At 62.6% G+C, this 19,723-nt stretch carries 20 protein-coding genes; 10 read left to right on the forward strand and 10 right to left on the reverse strand.

The genetic code is table 11. The features are described from left to right. Positions 1-14: 14 nt before the first annotated feature. Together gor and rpiA are read right to left on the reverse strand one after the other, a co-directional pair. Positions 15-1,373, reverse strand: a complete 1,359-nt coding sequence (gene gor, locus PGB28_RS01305; RefSeq protein WP_271419661.1) for a glutathione-disulfide reductase — start codon at positions 1,371-1,373, stop codon at positions 15-17. An 11-nt stretch (positions 1,374-1,384) separates the two neighbouring features. After that, the gene (rpiA, locus tag PGB28_RS01310) at positions 1,385-2,185 is read right to left on the reverse strand and encodes a ribose-5-phosphate isomerase RpiA (protein ID WP_271419662.1); all 801 of its coding nucleotides are present in this window, start codon (positions 2,183-2,185) and stop codon (positions 1,385-1,387) included. 270 nt (positions 2,186-2,455) lie between these two features. Here rpiA and PGB28_RS01315 point away from each other — a divergent pair, with 270 nt between their 5' ends. From PGB28_RS01315 to PGB28_RS01325, 3 genes are all read left to right on the forward strand, one after another. Further along, entirely contained in the window at positions 2,456-2,884 is a 429-nt protein-coding gene (locus tag PGB28_RS01315) for a GFA family protein (protein ID WP_271419663.1), read from the forward strand. 138 nt (positions 2,885-3,022) lie between these two features. Then, positions 3,023-3,712: a glutathione S-transferase family protein gene (locus tag PGB28_RS01320; protein WP_271419664.1), complete on the forward strand. Its 690-nt coding sequence runs from the start codon at positions 3,023-3,025 to the stop codon at positions 3,710-3,712. Continuing rightward, positions 3,712-5,085, forward strand: a complete 1,374-nt coding sequence (locus PGB28_RS01325) for an L-serine ammonia-lyase (protein WP_271419665.1) — start codon at positions 3,712-3,714, stop codon at positions 5,083-5,085. The genes PGB28_RS01320 and PGB28_RS01325 overlap by 1 nt, the downstream gene beginning before the upstream one ends. A 60-nt stretch (positions 5,086-5,145) precedes the next feature. Here the strand turns inward: PGB28_RS01325 and PGB28_RS01330 are convergent, their stop codons facing one another. After that, entirely contained in the window at positions 5,146-7,179 is a 2,034-nt protein-coding gene (locus tag PGB28_RS01330; protein WP_408636194.1) for a hypothetical protein, read from the reverse strand. A 133-nt stretch (positions 7,180-7,312) separates the two neighbouring features. Here PGB28_RS01330 and PGB28_RS01335 point away from each other — a divergent pair, with 133 nt between their 5' ends. Then, complete coding sequence (locus tag PGB28_RS01335; protein WP_271419667.1) at positions 7,313-8,008, forward strand: thiamine diphosphokinase; 696 nt, start codon at positions 7,313-7,315, stop codon at positions 8,006-8,008. Here PGB28_RS01335 and PGB28_RS01340 read toward each other — a convergent pair. From PGB28_RS01340 to PGB28_RS01370, 7 genes are all read right to left on the reverse strand, one after another. Beyond that, on the reverse strand, positions 7,959-8,891 hold the full coding sequence (locus tag PGB28_RS01340) for a DMT family transporter (protein ID WP_271419668.1): 933 nt from the start codon (positions 8,889-8,891) through the stop codon (positions 7,959-7,961). The genes PGB28_RS01335 and PGB28_RS01340 overlap by 50 nt on opposite strands. A gap of 51 nt (positions 8,892-8,942) precedes the next feature. Then, on the reverse strand, positions 8,943-9,836 hold the full coding sequence (locus PGB28_RS01345; RefSeq protein ID WP_271419669.1) for a capsular polysaccharide synthesis protein: 894 nt from the start codon (positions 9,834-9,836) through the stop codon (positions 8,943-8,945). Positions 9,837-9,924: 88 nt separating this feature from the next. Next, a complete protein-coding gene (locus tag PGB28_RS01350; protein ID WP_271419670.1) occupies positions 9,925-10,845 on the reverse strand; it encodes a manganese-dependent inorganic pyrophosphatase in 921 nt (306 codons plus the stop codon). Positions 10,846-11,102: 257 nt separating this feature from the next. Beyond that, entirely contained in the window at positions 11,103-11,483 is a 381-nt protein-coding gene (locus PGB28_RS01355; protein WP_271419671.1) for a transposase, read from the reverse strand. A gap of 632 nt (positions 11,484-12,115) precedes the next feature. Further along, complete coding sequence (locus PGB28_RS01360) at positions 12,116-13,759, reverse strand: CTP synthase (protein WP_271419672.1); 1,644 nt, start codon at positions 13,757-13,759, stop codon at positions 12,116-12,118. 210 nt (positions 13,760-13,969) lie between these two features. Continuing rightward, complete coding sequence (secG, locus tag PGB28_RS01365) at positions 13,970-14,338, reverse strand: preprotein translocase subunit SecG (RefSeq protein ID WP_271419673.1); 369 nt, start codon at positions 14,336-14,338, stop codon at positions 13,970-13,972. 73 nt (positions 14,339-14,411) lie between these two features. Next, the gene (locus tag PGB28_RS01370; protein WP_271419674.1) at positions 14,412-15,650 is read right to left on the reverse strand and encodes an MFS transporter; all 1,239 of its coding nucleotides are present in this window, start codon (positions 15,648-15,650) and stop codon (positions 14,412-14,414) included. A gap of 341 nt (positions 15,651-15,991) precedes the next feature. Between PGB28_RS01370 and PGB28_RS01375 the strand changes: the two genes are divergently transcribed. From PGB28_RS01375 to PGB28_RS01400, 6 genes are all read left to right on the forward strand, one after another. Further along, entirely contained in the window at positions 15,992-16,573 is a 582-nt protein-coding gene (locus tag PGB28_RS01375; RefSeq protein ID WP_271419675.1) for a DUF6151 family protein, read from the forward strand. Further along, on the forward strand, positions 16,560-17,258 hold the full coding sequence (locus PGB28_RS01380) for a hypothetical protein (RefSeq protein WP_271419676.1): 699 nt from the start codon (positions 16,560-16,562) through the stop codon (positions 17,256-17,258). The genes PGB28_RS01375 and PGB28_RS01380 overlap by 14 nt, the downstream gene beginning before the upstream one ends. A 15-nt stretch (positions 17,259-17,273) precedes the next feature. After that, the gene (locus tag PGB28_RS01385; RefSeq protein ID WP_271419677.1) at positions 17,274-17,729 is read left to right on the forward strand and encodes a tellurite resistance TerB family protein; all 456 of its coding nucleotides are present in this window, start codon (positions 17,274-17,276) and stop codon (positions 17,727-17,729) included. Positions 17,730-17,791: 62 nt separating this feature from the next. Then, the gene (locus PGB28_RS01390; RefSeq protein WP_271419678.1) at positions 17,792-18,448 is read left to right on the forward strand and encodes a hypothetical protein; all 657 of its coding nucleotides are present in this window, start codon (positions 17,792-17,794) and stop codon (positions 18,446-18,448) included. A gap of 54 nt (positions 18,449-18,502) precedes the next feature. Continuing rightward, positions 18,503-18,940, forward strand: coding sequence for a tellurite resistance TerB family protein (locus tag PGB28_RS01395; RefSeq protein ID WP_271419679.1), 438 nt, complete (start codon positions 18,503-18,505; stop codon positions 18,938-18,940). Beyond that, entirely contained in the window at positions 18,937-19,683 is a 747-nt protein-coding gene (locus tag PGB28_RS01400) for a phosphate/phosphite/phosphonate ABC transporter substrate-binding protein (RefSeq protein WP_271419680.1), read from the forward strand. Before PGB28_RS01395 ends, PGB28_RS01400 begins: the two co-directional genes overlap by 4 nt. Positions 19,684-19,723 lie beyond the last annotated feature (40 nt).

Here is a 19,723-nt window from a genome sequence, read left to right on the forward strand (position 1 = left end):
GCAAACGCGTTTTTTCAAGCGCTCCGTACAGGAGAACGCATCGTCACAAGTTCTTCGGACATGGTGGGATGCACCGCCACCGTCCGGTCGAAGTCTTCCTTGGTTGCGCCCATCTTGACCGCAATGCCCGCCAATTGGATCATTTCGCCCGCCTGCGGTGCCACGATATGACAGCCCAAGACCTTGCGGCTTTCCTTGGACACCACCAGTTTCATCAGCACCCGGTCGGTCCGCCCCGCAAAGCTTTGCTGCATCGGTTTGAACGAGGTGCAGTAAACCTCGATCTCTTCGCGCTCCCGCGCGGCCTCTTCGCTCAGCCCGATAGTGCCCATCTCGGGTTGGGTAAAGATCGCCGACGGGATCAGGTCATGATCCACCGGCGTCGGGTTGCCCTTGAACACGGTCTCGACAAAGGCCATGCCCTCGCGGATTGCCACCGGCGTCAGGTTCACACGGTTGGTCACATCCCCGATGGCATAGATCGAGGGCACCGCGGTCTGGGAATACTCGTCGACCTCGACCGCGCCGCCACGGCCCAGCTTTACGCCAACCTCTTCCAGACCCATATCGGACGTATTGGGCGCGCGACCGGTGGCGAACATCACCTGATCGAACACATGCTCCGTGCCATTGGTCGCCTTGACCCAGATGCCGTCATCGACCTTTTTCATCTCAAGCACATTGGTGCCCAGATGCAGGTCGATCCCATTCTGGATCATCTCTTCGCTGACCAGCCCGCGCGCCTCGTCGTCGAAGCCGCGCAGGATTTGCGCACCGCGATAGAACTGCGTCGTCTCAACGCCCAGCCCATTGAGGATACAGGCGAATTCACAGGCGATATAGCCGCCGCCGACAATCAGAATCCGTTTCGGCAGCTCTTCGAGATGAAAAATTTCATTCGATGTGATGGCAAGTTCAGCCCCCGGGAAATCGGGCCGAACAGGCCAGCCGCCCATCGCCAGAAGGATGTGTTTGGCGGTCTTGCGTTCGCCGGTGCTCAGCTCAACCGTATGCGCATCAACCACCCGCGCGCGGGCGTCAAACGTCTCGACCCCGTTGTTTTTCAGGATGTTGCGATAGACCCCTTCCAGACGGTCCAGCTCGGCCTCCAGCTTGCCACGGAACGCGGGCCAGTCGAACCCGCCCGCCATCATGGTCCAGCCATAGGCCTGCGCATCCCTGGCCATCTCGCTGTAGCCCGACGCAAACACCATCAGCTTTTTCGGCACGCAGCCGCGCTGCACGCAGGTGCCGCCGTAACGATCCTCTTCGGCCAGCGCCACCTTGGCCCCCGCCTCGCCCGCGGCCACCCGCGCCGCGCGGACGCCACCGGAGCCGCCCCCGATGACAAACAGATCGTAGTCAAATGCCATGAATGGCCCCCTCAGTCGTTTTTCCAGTCCCCGATATCGGCAAACAGGTTGTCCGTTTCCACGAAATCTAGCTTTTCTGTTTCCACCGCGCCGGTGTTGATGTCACGCAATTCGATCCGGCCGTCCCCAAAGCCCATGATCACCGTGTCGCAGATATCCACGAACAATCCGTTTTCAACGACCCCCGGCACCTGGTTGAGCACCATGGCCAGTTGCCTTGCGTCGCCAATCCGTTCCAGATGCAAGTCGATGATGTGGTTACCTTCATCCGTGATATAGGGCGCCGCGCCGGACATGCGCAGCGTCGAGCGCCGCCCCATGACATCCACCGAGACCAGCAATTCCTCGACCAGCGCCTGCGTGGTCTGCCATCCAAACGGGATCACCTCGATGGGCAGCGGGAAGGCCCCCAGATGTTCCACCCGCTTGGACGCGTCCGAGATCACGATCATCTGATCGCTGGCGGTGGCGACGATCTTTTCCTGCAACAGCGCCCCGCCGCCGCCCTTGATCAGGTTGAATTCCGCGTCGAACTCATCCGCCCCGTCGATGGTGATATCCAGCCAGCGCGCCTCATCAAGGCTGACCACGTTGATCCCCACCTCGCGGGCCAGCTCGGCGGTGCGGGTCGAGGTTGGCACGCCCTTGAAGCGCAGCCCCTCTTCGCGCACCCGCTCGCCCAGACAGCGCACGAGCCAGGCCGCTGTAGACCCGGTGCCAAGCCCCACGCGCATGCCGTCCTCGACGTAATCCGCCGCACGCTTGGAAGCGACGAATTTTGCCTTGTCGATGGGCGACAATTCTCCGGACATGGGGGTGACTCCTTTACACTTCGCAAAGTTATAGGAAATCGCCGCCCGGGTTGCGAGGGCGTTTTGCGGGTGAAGTTGGGGCGTATTTACCTCTAAAACACACAAGTTTCGGTAATCTCACATCGGCTCTCGATTTCATCGAAACAAATCGGACCGAAATCATTTGAAGAATTCGGTGTCCAAACCGTTGGACGTCCGGGACATCGAAAAACCTTCAGACCATGTTTTGTGCTATGATGCCCACTGTGGAACCAGACAAGGGGGATGATCATGTCAGACACACATAAAGGTCAGTGCTTTTGCGGCGCCGTTGAAATCGAGGTCACGGGGGAACCCGCGGGCATGGGATACTGCCATTGCGAGAGCTGCCGCGCCTGGTCCGCCGGGCCGGTCAACGCCTTTACCCTTTGGGACCCGGAAAAGGTCCGGATCGTGAAGGGCGAAGAGCACGTCCTGCAATACAACAAGACCGAAAACAGCGACCGTAAATGGTGCGCCAAATGCGGTGGCCATCTGATGGCGGGACATCCCGGTCTTGGCCTGACGGATGTCTATGCGGCGGTCATTCCCAGCGTCGAGTTCAAACCGGGGCTGCACGTCAACTATGCCGAAACCGTGTTGCGGATGCCCGATGGCCTGCCCAAGATGAAGGACTTCCCCTCCGAATTCGGCGGGTCCGGAGAAACTGTTCCGGAATAGGCTGTTAGCCCCCGCAATACTACAATAGGTGGCGTGTGAAACGCGGCAGACAGGACTTGTGCGCCAAGTGACAGGTTCCTGTTGTATCTGGTCGTTTTTCTGCCATCGCCCGGATCAATGCCGGGTTACGTGTCGGCCATGAGTTTTCGTCTGCATTACGCACCTGACAACGCCTCGCTGATCATCCGGCTCGCGCTGGAGACCGGCGGGATGGCCTATGAGACCGTGCTGGTCGACCGCGCGGCGCGGGGGCAGCAGTCACCCGCATATCTGCGGCTGAACCCCAACGGGCTGATCCCGGTGCTGGAAACACCCGAAGGCGCGATATTCGAGACCGGGGCAATTCTGCTCTGGCTGGCGGACCGGCACCCGGGACTGGCCCCGGGACCGGCGGACCCGGCCCGCGGCGACATGCTCAAGTGGTTGTTTTACCTCTCCAATACGCTGCATCCGGCGCTGCGTATGCTGTTTTACCCCGAGAAGTATATTGACGGGGACATCGCCGCCCTGCGCACCCGGACCAAGAGCAATCTTGCCGATATGCTCGACAAGCTCGACGCGCTGCTGGCTGGCAAACCGGACTGGATCGGAGCGACCACCCCGACCATTCTTGACCCCTACCTCGCTTGTTGCCTGCGTTGGATGGCGCTCTATCCGCCAGGGGAAACCGGCTGGTTCGAGCTGTCGCGCTGGCCCGCGCTTGAACGATTTGCCCGGCTGCGCGACGATGACCCCGCCACACTCCGCGCCGCACAGGCCGAGGGGCTTGGCCCCACGCCGTTCAGCACACCGCACCACGCCAACCCACCCGAAGGGAGTGCAACCTGATGTTCCTGTCCGTTTTCGAGATGTTCAAGGTGGGCATCGGCCCGTCCTCGTCCCACACGATGGGGCCGATGGTGGCTGCCGCGCGGTTTCTTGACCTGATGCGCGCCTCGCCTTTTGAATTCGCGGGGCTGCGCGCCTCGCTGCACGGCTCGCTGGCCTTTACCGGGGTGGGTCACGCAACGGACCGGGCTACCATTCTGGGTCTCGCAGGTTTCCTGCCCGACACCTACGACGCCGAACGCGCCGAGGCGGCACTTGCGTCCATCAACGCCGCGAAACAGGTTCAACCCGAAGGGCTGCCGCCGCTGAATTTCGACCCGAAACAGGATCTGAAGTTTGATTTCGGCCCCAACCTGCCCGGCCATGCCAATGGCATGATCCTGATGGCCACGGATGCGCAAGGCGACGTGATCCTGCAGGAGACCTATTACTCAATCGGCGGCGGCTTCGTCATGACCGAGGGCGAACTGGCCGCGGGCAAGGACACGGACGAGGGCGAACCTGTCCCCTACCCGTTCAAATCCGCTGCCGAGATGCTGGAGATGGCCTCGATCTCGGGCAAGAGCATCGCCCAGATGAAACGCGCCAACGAGGTGTCGCGCGGCTGCAACCGCTCGCTCAACGACGGCGTGGCGCGGATCTGGCAGGTAATGAACGATTGCATCAATCGCGGGCTGGAAAATGACGGTATCCTGCCCGGCGGGCTGCACGTGCGCCGCCGCGCCAAGGCGATCCATGATCAGCTCATGGCCGAGCGCGGCATGAACCTCTCGGCCCCGCATACGATCAATGACTGGATGAGCTGTTATGCCATGGCGGTAAACGAGGAAAACGCCGCTGGCGGTCAGGTTGTCACCGCCCCCACCAATGGCGCGGCGGGGGTGATGCCCGCGGTGATCCGCTACTGGCTGGATCATGTGCCTGGGGCCACGGCCAGCCGCGTCGAGGAGTTCCTGCTCACCGCTGCCGCGATTGGCGGGCTGGTGAAGTACAACGCCTCGATTTCTGGCGCCGAGGCCGGGTGTCAGGCCGAGGTGGGCAGCGCCTCGGCCATGGCCGCTGCAGGGCTTTGTGCCGTCATGGGCGGCACGCCGGAACAGATTGAAAACGCAGCGGAGATTGCGCTTGAGCATCATCTCGGCATGACCTGCGACCCGGTCAAGGGGCTGGTGCAGGTACCCTGCATCGAGCGTAACGGGCTGGGCGCGATCAAGGCGGTCTCTGCGGCCTCTCTGGCGCTGCGCGGCGACGGGCAACATTTCGTGCCGCTCGACGCGGTGATCGAAACCATGCGCCAGACCGGGGCCGATATGCACGAGAAATACAAGGAAACGTCGCTGGGTGGATTGGCGGTCAACGTGCCCAACTGCTGACGCCGGACAAGAAAAAGGCAGGGCCGCAACCCTGCCTTTCAATATCATGTCGCGTAAATCTCAGCCCGCGGCGCGCGCGTCCGGACGAAACCCGATGCTCTCGGACGCGGTGAAGCGACCGCCCTCGACCTTTTCGATCTTACCTTCGCGCAGAAGCTGACCGAAGCTGCGCAGGCGATCTTCGCGGGACGAATCCAGCTCTTCGATCTGGCGCACCTTGTTCATCAGCTGCGGGCGCGAGAACTTTTCGCGGCCTTCGACAAAGGACATATAGGCGGCCGCGGCCTCAAGAAGGTCGGGCAGACGCGAGGCGCCGCGCTCTTCGGCGAAGGCCGCAAAACCGCCTGCGTCACCCTCGACACCGTCATCCGCATCCTGAAGTGACACGCGGCGCGGGCGCACGGCCTGGGCTGCCGCGCGTTGTGCGGCGGCCTGATCTTCGGCCGTGTCGACATCCACGCGCTGTTCCGCCACCAGCTTGAGCGGGGCCACGCGCGGGGTCTCGACCTCGTCCTGCGCACTTACAGTCCGGCGGGGGCGCACGGCCTCGGCCAGATCAGCGCGATAGGCATTCAGCGGATCGGCGGGATCGCTGGCAGGTTTTTCACCGCTGCGGTCCGCGCGGGTGGCGGCAACGGCAGCGCGCAGATGGGCGATCGCGTTGCGCCGGTTGCGCCCCTCGGGTTCCTGCATCTCTTCATTCGTCTGCGCCATGAGCCGGGACATGTCGCTATCATCCTCGGCCAGCGATTCAAGCTGGTCGCGGTTGGCAAGCGCGCGCACGGCCCGCAACGACCCTTCGGGGGCCGTCAGTTCCTCTTCTGCGGTCTCGACATCATCCTGTGCGTCCGCCGCCATGGGTTGCGTGTCGCCCTCCAACTCCGCTTCCAATTCCTGCAACTCGCGCTGCAGATCGGCTTCGTCCTCGGCAGACAGGCTGCTGTCACCCGACTCGGCGGCTTGCGGCTGGACCGGGTCGGCTTGGGGCGCGTCTTCGGCTTGATGCAGCGAGCGGCGCTTGACCTTGACCACGCGCACGGGGCGGCGCGGTGCAATACGCGGCTGGGCGCTTTCGGGGATCGGGGAAGCGGTCGTTTCCTCGGCCACGACCTGTTCTGCTTCGGACTGCTCCTCACGCTCCGGTTCGGGCGCGGTTTCCGCTGCCTCGGCCTCAGACGTGTCGGACTGAGCCTCCGCCGCCTCGGACAGATCCTCATCAAACTCCGCGACATCAGCCATCTCCATGGCAGACGGCGCAGCAGGCGTGTCTTCGACCACGTCCTCGGCATCCCCGGACCCCAGGGTTGCCATGACGTTGTCCATCACATCGCCGCCGTCGCTTTCGGCATGTTCGTCCTCAGAGAATTCACTGTCCTCGAAGGCGGCCGTCTCGGCGATACCTTGCGCAGCCGGGTTGGACACCACGTTGCGGATGCGGCGCAGCTTGGCCGCGATGGAGGTTTCGTCTTCGTCCTCAGAGGCCTCAGCGCGTTCTTGCTCCGCGCCGGCCTCAACCCCGGGCTCAGCGGCATCGCTGGAAAGCGCCTCTTCAGTCAGGAAAGCGGCCGCATCATCCAGCGCATCGGCCTCGGACGACACCGCCGCGTCGGGTTCTTCAATCACCTCTTCATTGTGCGACATGTCAGAGGAGGCCGCCTCGGGCGCACCGTCGTCCTGCGCTATGGCACTCAGGGCGGCAACACGGTCTGCAATGCTGTCGGTCGCTTCGACCTCTTCCGCTGTGGTTGTTTCCGGCATGTCCGGCTCAGGCTCTGCAACCGGCTCTTCAACGGGTGGCGTCTCCTGCGCGGCTGCGGTGCTGACCGCGCTTGCATCAGCCAGCGAAGGACGCAGCACGATACCGTCATCGCCTGTATGCGCTTCGACCCGGCGGGCAATCTCGCGCTCGGCGATCCGTGCCAGCATTTCTGCGTCTGGTGTCGGCGGTTCGGCCCCGAAATACCGGTCATCTGCCGCGAGATCGCGGAAATACTCGGCAATTGCTTTCATTGTCTCGAATGACTCGTCAAACCCTTCAAGGGTGCACGAGAACGTGCCATACGAGACCGTGAGTATCTTGTTTGTCTGTACCATTCGGTTGCTCGCCTTCCAAATACCTGCGAACACGTGTTTAACATGGCTGACCCGGCCAAAGCGGTCCGAATCTGTGCCTCAGAGCGTATCATTTCGTGACTTGATTGTGACACCTTTAACGAAATACGGCGAATTGGCCCCATTCCAACCCATTGTTTCCAGCCCCGATCCAATCGTTCTTGTCGGCGGTGGCGAGGTCCTGTCGCAGGATTTTGAGGCCGTGCGCCCGCATGCAAACCGCTTTGTCGCGGCCGATAGCGGCGCGGCGGCGGTGCTGGCTTATGGTCACAGCCCCGAGGCCGTGATCGGCGATTTCGACTCTCTGAATGTAGCAACCCGCGCAGCGCTGCCCGCGGAAACGCTACATCACATCGCCGAACAGGACAGCACGGATTTCGACAAATGCCTGCGCAATGTCGCGGCCCCCCTGATCCTCGGGCTGGGGTTCCTGGGGGCCCGTGTCGATCACCAGCTTTCGGTCTTCAATCGCCTTGCTGCCCGTCCCGACAAGCGCTGTGTGCTGCTGGGGCGGGATGATGTGGTGTGCCTTGCTCCGCCGAACCTCACCCTTGATCTGGCGGCCGGCACGCGCGTGTCGCTCTTTCCGATGGCCCCGGTCGCCGGGCGGTCCACCGGGCTGAGATGGCCCATTGACGGGCTGGAATTTACCCCGGACGGGCGCGTGGGCACCTCGAATGAGGCCACGGGGCCGGTCCATCTTGAAACCGATACACCGGGGCTTTTGCTGATCCTGCCGCGCGACGCGCTGATCCCGCTGCTCAGGGCTGTTCAATCGGCGGGATGCGGGACATGGAGCGCTCGCGCATGACGATATAAAGCCCCGCGCCCATCGTCACGCAGATCCCCGCCGCCGCCAGCCCGTTGGGCAGATCGGCAAAGATCATCCAGCCGTAAAGCGTTGCAACCGAAATTTCGAGATATTGCATCGGGGCCAAAGTGGCCGAGGGTGCGTATCTCAGGCTCCAGCTCATCAGAAGATGTGCCACCGTTCCAGTCAGGCCCATGGCAATCAACAAGCTCCAGTCCCCCGGCGCGATGGCAGCCATTTGCAGCGCGCGGATTTCACCGGCTCCGAAAATCAGGGCGACAGGGAGCAAAAGGCACAGCGCCTGCACGCCATTCACCGCCTGCAGGGCGATGGGGTCGACCTCGCGCGCGATCTGGCGGGTGACCAACATGAACAGCGCAAAGACCACCGCCACCAGAAGGGGCAGAAGCGCGGGCCATCCGACCTCGGCAAAGGTGGGCTGCACCACCATGAGCGTGCCTGTGAAACCGACGAAACAGGCCCACATGCGGCGCGCGCCGATTTCCTCGTCCAGAACGTATTTGCCCAGGAGCAGCATGAGAAAGGGCATGACAAAGGCAATCGCGATGGCCTCGGCGATGGGCAGGTAACGCAATGCTATGAAAATGGCGGCGATCCCTGCGATATGCAGCCCGGCGCGCAGCCAGGACAGGCGCAAGACCCGCCCGCCCATCCGCCAGTTTCGCCCGGTCAGACCGACGACCATGGCCAGTATCCCCGCCTGCATCGCAAAGCGCAGGATGAGCAGTTGCAGTAAAGGCACCCGGTCCCCCACCAGTTTGACAAGGGCATCCCCCAACGGGGCCAGCACGCAAAATCCCAGCATCAGCAGGATGCCGAGAAACGGTTGATCAGCGGATGGCGTGGCTTGCTTTTGTCCCATCGCCGGACGCTAGACCGGACGACCGCAAAGAACAACGGACGACCGCGCGGGTCATTCCTTGGGCATCTGCGTTTCAGCCATATCCCTGAGAATCTCCATCGCCCAATCCGGCAGTTTCGTGGGCAGGCTGAGCTTTTGCATATCGGTATGCGAGACCAGCGCGCGCAGGTCGTGCTCGGTCATCTCGCGGTAGCGCTTTTTCCAATGCCGCAGGTAGAGCACGTCATAAGACGTGCGCTTGGGCATCTTTCCCCAGTCCGCGCGCAGTTCGGGCTGTTCTTCCAGCAGTAGGTCAAACAGCATGGCACATGTAAAATACGGGGTGACAATCCCCGCCCCGCCGCGTTTCACATCCACCGCCCAGTTCGGGTCCTTGGGCTGATAGATGCGTTTTGGACCACGGATCGAAAGCGGGCCCTGAATACGGTCCTGGACCCTCCCGATTAACCGTAGGATCTCGCCCTTGGTGCCGCGGTCCAGTTCGCGTTTGAAACGCATGGGACGGCGCGGGATGCGCCAGTATTCCAGCATCTTGTCGCGCCAGCCCTTGACCAGCGGGTTGCCTGCAACAGCCCCCAGAAACCACGTCTCGGCCATGCGCTTGCGATAGGGATCGTGATAGGCAAAGAACCCGGTTTCCATCAGTGGCGGCAGGTACGCTTCCAACGGGCGCAATGGAACCGTGTAGGCATCGACCCAGATGCCGCCATGCTCGGTCAATCCGGCAAGTCGGACAATATTGGAAATCCCGGTATAGGACATGAGGGTGCCGTCCACGCCGTGCTCTTCCAGCAGCGGGCGGATATCCTCCCATTCCAGAATGCGCAGATCCCAGTCCGGGTTCATCCGCGCCCAGAGGTCCCAGCACATCTTGATGTCATCCGGCGCGTGATCCCGCCCCTGATGCCAGTAGCCAAAGATGTTCTTGTTCATCGCGTCATACATGGGAGCGCCTTATCGCAGAAACAGACCGGTGCCAAAGAAAAACCCCCGCGCGATCGCTCGCACGGGGGGCATTCGGATCAAAGCCGGATCAGAGCTTGAGGTTCGGAATGATCTGCTTTTTGCGGCTGACCACGCCGGGCAGCACAACGGTGTCGCCCTCTGCATTGGCATCAAAGCTCTTGGCCGCGACGGTTTTCACCAGATCGTTGGGCACCAGCAGGGTGGCTTCTTCGTTCAGGATGTCCACGACAAAGAGCAGCACCTGATCCACGCCGTCTTCTTTGGCCACATCGGTCATCGAGCTCATCAGGCTGTCCTTGCGGTCTAGCACGATTTTCGGCGCGGTGGTTTCCAGCACGGAGACGCGGAACTTGGTACCCTCGACTTCGTATTCCTTGGAGTCCATGCGCAGAAGCTCGGCATCGGAGAAGGCCGAGACGTCGGATTTCGCAGCAAACATCTGCTCGGCCAGTTCGGCGATATCCACGCCCAGATCATCGGCCAGCGCGTGGGCAATCGCCTTGTCTTCCTGCGTGGTGGTGGGCGAGCGGAATTCCAGCGTGTCGGAGATGATGCAGGACAGCATCGCGCCTTTCACACCCTTGGGTGCCTGGGCGATATCCTTGCCCATCATCTTGTACATGATGGTCGCGGTGCAGGCGAGCGGCTCGATACGGATGTCGATCGGGCCTTTGGTTTCCAGACCGCCGACCAGCTTGTGATGGTCGATGATGCCCTGAATATCGGCATCGTTGATCGCGGCGGGCAGTTCGGCGGGGTTGTTGGTATCGACGATGACAACCGGTGCATCGGCGTCCACGCCCGAAATGATCTCGGGCTTGTCGAGACCCCAGTGGGACAGCACAAACGCCGCTTCGGTATTGGGTTCACCCAGCAGCTTGGGCGCGGCAGGCGTGCCTTTGATCTCGGAAAGATACCAAGCCCATGCGATGGGGGAGCCGGTGCTGTCTGTATCGGGGGATTTGTGGCCGAAAACCTGAATGGTCATGTCGCTCGTCCTTGGGGTCATTTGGGTTATGAATTTTCCCGCGCCTTATAAGAGCGGTCCCCGGCATTGTCACGGGGGCGCAGCAGGGTGCGACGATGCGGCAACGAAGGTTTGCAGCACCGCAGCTTGGAGGTGGCTGGAGAGGTCCGGGACGCCCGGTTGAAGATCGTGATCTGCGTTGCCGAATGTGTCGGCTCTGAGCCTGGTGCGGACATACGAACAGGATGCCCTCGCGCGGAATCAAGTACCCGTCCCGGTCAAGCCGGTTTTGGCTGCCAGAGTCTGTTCTGCTTCAGAAGCGTGGTTGCCAGGATGAGCAGTTTTCGCATGAGCACTGTGACGGCCACCTTGTGAGGTTTCCCGGCGGCACGGAGGGCATCGTATTTGGCGCACAGGTCAGGATTGCGTTTCATGGCGACGAGGGCCGGCATGAACAGAGCGTGTCGCAGGTGTCGCCGACCTCTCTGGATGCGGGCCTTGCCGTGCCACTGGCCGGATTCCCATGTCATCTTTGCCAGGCCTGCGAGCGCGGCGGTCTGGCAATCGGCGCGGTAGCAGATCAGATGCAGCCCGGATTTGGGGGTGTCGATCTGCCATTCGGTGGTGCCACAGGGGCAAGCGAAGGGGGTCTGGGTCATGGGGAGACGTTAGGGGGAAGTTTGAGTTGCTTCAACACGCTTGAGTGAAGCCCCCGCGCGGAATAAAGGGCGCATGCCCGCCGCGCATCGCCGGGCCGCCCCCACGGCACGGCGATTTTGTTGACGTTGGCGCATCGCTGAGATTGTTTGCGGACATGTCAGGCATAAAGTGCCTATTTCAGCGGTCAGATCGCCGCGCCGCGGCCCGTCGATGCGCGGCTTTGACGACACATGTCAGCGAAAGCCACCGAACTTGATGTGACTTGCATTTGCCTGGTCGAACCGTGTGCATTGGATGGGATACGCGGGTGTCGCAGAATTCGTTCACTCACTATGGAGGTTAGAATGCCCGACTATTCAATATGCCATCTCTGCGACAACTGTATCGTGTCTGAATCACCTTGGGGTGGTCGCAATGAGATTGGACTAGCTATCTGCCATCGATGCATGAACAGCGGTACCACAGAAGGGTTGGCCCAAGACCAAGAACAGAGGTATTTGCAATTTCATAAAGAGAGGGGTTTGCGCTGCGATTTGGTCAGAAATGATCGAGGCTTTGCGATGCTACCCGTTAGGATAGTGGAAATCGTGGATTCAGACTGACTGCAAAACTTAGAGAATGTGCGAGCGGCTCAAACCAACCTACTGACGTCCTTCGCCGCCCTTACAAAATCCCGGAACAACGGATGCGGATCAAAGGGTTTCGACTTCAACTCCGGGTGGAACTGAACGCCGATGAACCACGGGTGATCGGCCCATTCCACGATCTCGGGCAGACGCCCGTCCGGCGACATCCCCGAAAACACCAGCCCGTGTTCCTCGAGCTTTTCGCGATAGGCAATGTCCACCTCGTAGCGGTGGCGGTGGCGTTCGTCGATGGCGGTGGAGCCATAGACCTGCGCCACGCGGGAGCCCTCTTTCAGCGTCGCGTCATAGGCGCCCAGACGCATGGTGCCGCCCTTGTCGTCATCGGCCTTGCGCGACACTTTCTCGTTGCCCTGCACCCATTCCTTGAGGTGATAGACCACCGGCTCAAAGCGTTTCTTGCCCGCCTCGTGGTCGAACTCTTCCGAGCCCGCGCCCGAGACACCGGCCACGTTGCGCGCTGCTTCGATCACCGCCATCTGCATGCCCAGACAGATGCCCAGATAGGGCACCTTGTGTTCACGCGCGAATTGCGCGGCCTTGATCTTGCCCTCGGTGCCACGCTCGCCAAAGCCGCCGGGGACAAGGATCGCGTGGAAACCCTGCAGATGCGGGGCGGGGTCTTCGCTGTCGAAAATCTCGGCATCGACCCACTCCACCTTGACCCGCACGCGGTTGGCCATGCCGCCATGGGTCAGCGCCTCGGCAATGGATTTATAGGCATCCTCAAGCTGGGTGTATTTGCCCACGATGGCGACCCGCACCTCGCCCTCGGCATTGTGGATGCGGTCGCTCACGTCTTCCCATTTGGTCAGGTCGGGCTTGGGCGCGGGGCTGATCTGGAAGGCGTCCAGAACCGCCTGATCCAGACCCTCGCGGTGATAGGCCAGCGGCGCGTCATAGATGGTCGACAGGTCCTGCGCGGCGATCACGCTGTCAGGGCGCACGTTACAGAACAGCGCCAGTTTCTCGCGCTCCTTGGCCGGGATCGGCCCCTCGGAGCGGCAGACGAGGATATCGGGCGCGATACCGATCGAGCGCAGTTCTTTCACGCTGTGCTGGGTCGGTTTGGTTTTCAGCTCGCCCGAGGCCTTGATCCAGGGCAGCAGCGTGAGATGCATGAAGATGCATTGCCCGCGCGGCTTGTCCTGAGAGAATTGGCGGATCGCCTCGAAAAAGGGCAGGCCCTCGATATCGCCAACCGTGCCGCCGATTTCGCAGAGCATGAAATCCACCTCATCCTCGCCGATCGAGATGAAATCCTTGATCTCGTTGGTCACATGCGGGATCACCTGGATCGTTTTGCCAAGGTAATCGCCACGACGTTCCTTTTCGAGCACGGTGGAATAGATCCGGCCCGACGAGACCGAATCCGTCTTGCGGGCCGCCACGCCGGTGAAGCGTTCGTAATGGCCCAGATCAAGGTCGGTCTCGGCCCCGTCATCGGTCACAAAGACCTCGCCATGTTCAAAGGGCGACATGGTGCCGGGATCGACGTTGAGATAGGGATCAAGTTTGCGCAGGCGGACCGAAAAGCCCCGCGCCTGCAACAGCGCGCCAAGCGCGGCAGATGCCAGCCCTTTGCCAAGGCTCGAAACAACACCGCCGGTGATAAAGATAAAGCGCGCCATATTCGAAGCGTCCCCCGTGAATTTCAGTGGTCTGAAATGCCCGACAGTTCGTGAGAAAAAACTGCTGCATCACGGGATTTCACAAATAGAGGATTCGCAATGATTTGTCCAGCGAACCGCAAGATGCTGTTGCGGTCGCTTATGCTGCCTCAATGGATGGTGGATAACCTGCGCGGGATACGCGCAGGGCGTGTTCAGGATATTGCCGGATTAATCCGCGCGCGGGACCAGCGGACCATCGTCACCCTCGCCCGGCGGCAAGAGGTCGTCACCTGCAGGCAGGGACGGGGTCGAGGGGCTTTCGCTATCCTCGGAGACCGGCCCGAGCCGGTCGATGACCGACGATCCGGCCGCGTTTTGTGCCGCGATGATCGTGAGAGTGATCGAGGTGATGATAAAGGCAATCGCCAGAATCCACGTCACCTTGCCCAGCGCGGTTGCCGCCGAACGGCCCGAGATGGCGCCGCCGCCACCGCCGCTTCCCATGCCAAGGCCACCGCCTTCCGAGCGTTGCATGAGCACGACGCCGATCAGGGACAGCGCCAGAAGCAGGTGGATGATGAGGACGACGTTTTCCATAAAGCCTCGCACGGGTCTGGTGTTGCCGGGCTATGTAGGCGGAAAGGACGGGGGGCGCAACCCGCTACCGGCGTTACAGCCGCAACCGTCGTGCACCGTAGATCAAAAGCCCTGCTGCTATGACAAACGCGACGGCAAAGGGCACCCTGAGCGCGAGATCCCGCCCAAGGGACGGCTCTGCCAAGGACACGAGAATTCCGGCCAGCAAAGCTCCGATGGACAGGCTGCCCCACCCAAAGAAACGGTAGAGCGCATTGACCCGGCCCAGAAGCGCATCGGGGATGTGGCGCTGGCGGTAAGAGACGGTGACGATGTTCCACAGCATGCCGCTAAAAACGATCGAGAATTCCGCCAGCCCGGCCAGCACCGGATGTGCAGTCAGGGTATAGATCGCGTAGCCCAGGGGCATAACGGCAAGCGGGATCATGACGCTGGCCTGCCGTCCGATGCGGGCCACGATGGCCGGGCCGATCACGCCGCCCATAACTCCGCCCGCGGCCCCGGCGCTGAGCAACAGGCCATAGCCCACCGGTCCCAGCCCGAGGATTTCCTGTGAATAGAGCACCAGCATCGACATCACCAGCATGCCCGCCCCGTTCATCAGGCCCAGCATCAAGGCGAGCCGAAAGATCACTGCATGTTCGCGCATCCATGCCCAGCCTTCGGCCAGTTCCACGCGCAGGGGGTGGCGGGCCGGAGGAGCGCGTTTGGGAATCCCCATGGTCCAGACCAGCGCGGCCGCGATGGCAAAACTTGCCGCATCCAGAAGGAAAGGCGCGGGCACGGACAGCGCAATCAGCACGCCCGCCAGCGGCGGGCCGACAAAGCTGCCCATGATCTTTTCAACGCTCCAGATCCGGCCATTGGCGGTTTCCAGATCCGGTTCCGCCACCACCGAGGGCAGCACGGTCTGCGCCGCGTTGTCGCGCATCACCTCTGCCATTCCGAGAAGAAAAGCCAACGCCGAAAGTGTGCCGATATAGAGCGCCTCGTTCTGCGGCGGGGGCAGGTCGGGCAAGCTGATGATCAGCGCCACGACGCCAAAGGTCAGCACCAGCCGCACCAGATCGGCGCGCAGCATGATCTGGCGCCGGTCAAACCGGTCGATGAAGGCACCCGCCGGGATGGCAAACAAGAGCCATGGCAGCCGTGTGGCAAAGCCGACCATGGCAATCAGCATCGGGTCGCGGGTGATCAGCGTGGCCAGCCACGGAAAGGCCAGCGCCGAGACTCCGTCTCCAAGGTTGGAAATGCCCGCCGAGCTGAGCAGCAGGCGGAAATTGCGGTTCTGTCTGAGCGCCGAAGGTTGCATGGCATCATCAGAGCGTGGACGAGGCAGGAGGGCAAGGCGGGCCCTTGGGTGCGGGCAGCGATGTCTTGTGTGCGAGACAAAGCGTGCATGGTTCGCGCCGCGTGATGGCCAGACCGCGGGATGGCGATCTGACCGCTGCGCGGGGCACTTTATCCCAGCCAAACCCGAATGACTTTCGATCTGCGCGCTTACATCAGGCAAATCGCCAGCCCGGGGGGCGGGTCATGCTGAAAGCATGCCTCTGGCATGACCGATCGCGCGGCGGCTTCGCCTTGATTCCGCGCCGGGCAAGCCGTAGCAACCGTATTGCTCCCTGCCCGCCTTCAACCTACCTTCCCCCCATGACCCACACCCCCTTCTCCTGCCCCTGTGGCGAAACCGAATGGCACATCGAGGCCCCGAAATCGGGCCTGCACCTGATCTGCTACTGCGCCGATTGCCAGACTGCCGCGCGGCATCTGGGGGCGGATACTGTGCTGGACGCGGCGGGGGGCACGGAAATCCTGCAAGTTGCGCCGGAACAGATCACATTTACCAAGGGCGCGGAGAACCTCGGCGTGCTGCGTCTGTCGCCCAAAGGGCTGATGCGCTGGCACACGACCTGTTGCAACACGCCGGTGGCCAACACGGTCCAATCGCCCAAGATCGCCTTTGCCGGTGTCATCGCCTCGAACCATCGCGGTGACCCCAAGGCACTGGGCAAGGTGCGGGCCTGGGTCAATACGGTCTATGCGCGGGGCGCGCGCAAACCCGCGAAAGATCAGGGCATGGGCCGCATGGCGTGGACCTTCCTGTCGCGGGCCTTTGTCCAGTTCACCTCGGGCCGCTGGCGCAACACGCCGTTTTTCGCCGGGCCGGACATGGCCCCGGTGGCGACCCCGCGCGTGCTGAGCAAGGAAGAGCGCAACCGTGCGCGGCCGTGACGTCGCGGTCTGCCTGACGCTTCTGACCGCCCCGGCCCATGCTGATGGCATCACGCTTGTCCCCTACCCGCCGCTGGAGACGCAACTGGACGGGCATCTGGATTTCGAAACCCTTCCGCAGGCTGCTGAGCCGGGACATAATCTCGATGCGGGCTATGTCGGTGCCGGTGTCCGGCTGGGCAGCCATTTCGCGGGACAAGAGATCGGCACGCGCACAAGCCCCGGCGGGCAGCGCCATGATGCGTTGCTGAGCGCGCAAGCCCACAAACCGCTGACGCTTCTGAACGGTCCAGCTGGCCAGTCGCTGTCGGTTGCCTTGCACCGGGGCTTCGGCTCCATGGCGCTGTTTCCGCTTGGCCCGGACGGCTTTCCCGAGCTTGCCGCACGGGGCGAAGGCAGCGCGGCGTTTCTTTTCACGCAGGACCAGTCGCTGATCGGGCTGCGCATCCATTCCGGCTATCCCGACCCGCTGGGCAAAGCCGCCCGCCCCGGCGCAGCACATGTCACCTGTCTAAGCCGCGATGGACAGCCCATGGCCCGGATCGACATCCCGCTGGCCACCGGCATCACCGGCATCGGGCTGGCGTTTGATACGCCCATCGTGGGTTGCACGCTCACCAATACCGACCCGGGCGGGATTGCCATTGACGATCTGCGCTACCGGTTGCAGGCTTTGACCGGGTAACCGGAGGCATGGATCATGAGTGGCATTATCGAGCGTCTGAAGACACTGTTCACCGGCGGAGAGCTCCCCGACAAACCGCTGCCCGAACTGGACGCGGCCCATGCGATTGGCGCGCTTCTGGTCCGCGTGGCCAAGGCGGATCACGTTTACCTTTTTGAAGAGCTGGAACAGATCGACCGGATCCTCGCCCAGCGCAACGGGCTGAACCCGGTCGAGGCCGCCAAGATGCGGGCCGATTGTGAACGGCTGGAACATGCCGGACCCGAGACGCCGCGCTTTGCCGAAATCCTCCGCGCCTCGGTCGATTACGAGGAGCGGCTGGCGGTGGTACAGGCGCTCTGGTCCGTCGTGCTGGCCGATGGCATCCGCGAGGAACACGAGGTCGCGCTGGTGGACCTGATCGAGGACATGCTGGGCGTGAGCGAGGAACACAGCCGCGAAGCCCGCGACAGCGCCGAGGTGATCCCCTGACCCCCGTCTGAACGTCTCCTCAACTTTGGCGACAGGCCCCTGAAACCGTGCTATTCTTGGCCATGGTCCGGATAGTTGGTCTTGCGCTTGGATTTTCCCTCGCGGCCTCGGTTGCCGCCGCCTGCGCACGAGCGATTTGCGTCGTGCCGCCCGAAACCCTCCCATTGGCCCATGTCATCACCTTTGACGATCAGCCCAGCGGCATGGGTCCGGGGATCGAACATCGCGACGTGCTGGTGCTCGACGGCGCGCAGTTCGGCGAACATTTTCACGGCCAGATACGCGGTGCCGTGGGGGATTTCGACGTGATCGCCGGGCAGGCCCTGGCCCCGCTGGCCCTGCGTCCCGGCCCGGCGGGCGAACTGTTCAGCATTCACAGACTGGGTCCCAGCAATGTCATCAACGGTTTCGGCCCCGCCCGCTTCCCCAAACGCGAGGCACAGGGCGAAGGCGCATTGGCGGTGCTGTTTGACGATGACCAGCCCGCATTGTCCTTTGACATTCTGGGCGGTGAGGACGGCACGGCGTTGATCACCTTTCTGCGCCGCGACGGTACGGTGATTGACGCGGTGGAACTGACGCCCTTGTCGGATCGTGAGTTCGGCTTCATGCGTCAAGGGCTGCGTCCGGATATCGCAGGCTTCGTGATCACCAATACCGACCCCGAGGGTATCGCCGTCGACAACCTCCGCTTTGGCGCGGTGCCGCAATTGGGATAAACGTTTGATCGCACCCCATTGGCGCGGGCCGCGCAGGTGGCTATATCTTCCCCCATGTTTGCAGATTTTCTCAAGCGGCTGACCCAGCCCGAACCCGATACATTGCCCGACGCGGATGCGCGGCTTGCACTCACCGCGCTTCTGGTCCGCATCGCCCGGTCCGACGGCACCTTTGACGAGGGCGAGATGGCCACCATCGACCGGATCACCGCCGAACGCTATGGCCTGTCGCCCTTTGAGGCCACGGCGCTTCGCAAGGAGGCGGAGCAACTGGAAGCCGAGGCCCCCGACACGGTGCGCTTTACCCGCGCAATCAAGGACGCGGTCCCGCATGACAACCGCATGGCCGTGATCGAGGACCTGTGGAAGGTCGTGCTGGCCGATGGTGAACGCGATCACGCCGAAAACGCCCTGCTGCGCATGGTGGCCCCTATGCTTGGGATAAATGACCGCGACAGCGCGCTCGCCCGGCAACGTGTCGAACGCGGATGATTGCCGCCCTGCCGATGTATGACCGCCCCGAAACGGCGGCGGCCAATGATGCGTTCTGGGCGGCGATCCGGGCGGAGCTGGGCGACGGTCCCGAGGAACTGACGCGCGAGGGAGATCTGTGGGAAATCTGGCAATCACCCGAGCTGCTTTTGGCGCAGACCTGTTCGCTGCCGTTTCGCGCGCGGCTGCACCCGGCGGTCACACTGGTGGCGACGCCGGATTATGGCCTGCCGGGTTGTGCGCCGGGGTTCTACAATTCGGTTCTGGTTGTGCATCCGAACAGCGACGCCGATCACATCAGCGGGTTCGAGGGCAAGCGGCTGGCCTACAACGAACCCCTGTCGCAATCGGGCTGGGCCGCACCGATGGGCTATGCGGCGGGGTTTGACGTGATGTTTGGCGCATTTGTCCAGACCGGCGCGCATCTTGCCTCGGCCCGCGCCGTGGCCGAGGGCCGCGCCGACATTGCGGCCATTGACGCGCTCACGTGGGAGATGATCCGGCGCTACGATCCCTTTGCCGCCGAACTGCGGGAACTCGACCGCACAACGCCGACCCCCGCTCTGCCCTATATCGCGGCACGGGGACATGACCCGGCGCGCATCGCCGAAGCGTTGGAGAAGGCGATCACAGCTCTGGGCGCATCCCACCGCGACACGCTTGGCTTGCGCGGGATCGTCCGGCTTCCGGCCGAGGCTTATCTGGCGCTTCCCATTCCGGCCCCGCCGCCTGAAAATGGCTGAGACCTGCCGCCGAAACGGGCTTCCCTAACGGCATTTGGGA

It is taken from the genome of Primorskyibacter aestuariivivens, assembly GCF_028023675.1.
GTDB classification, from domain to species: domain Bacteria; phylum Pseudomonadota; class Alphaproteobacteria; order Rhodobacterales; family Rhodobacteraceae; genus Marinovum; species Marinovum aestuariivivens.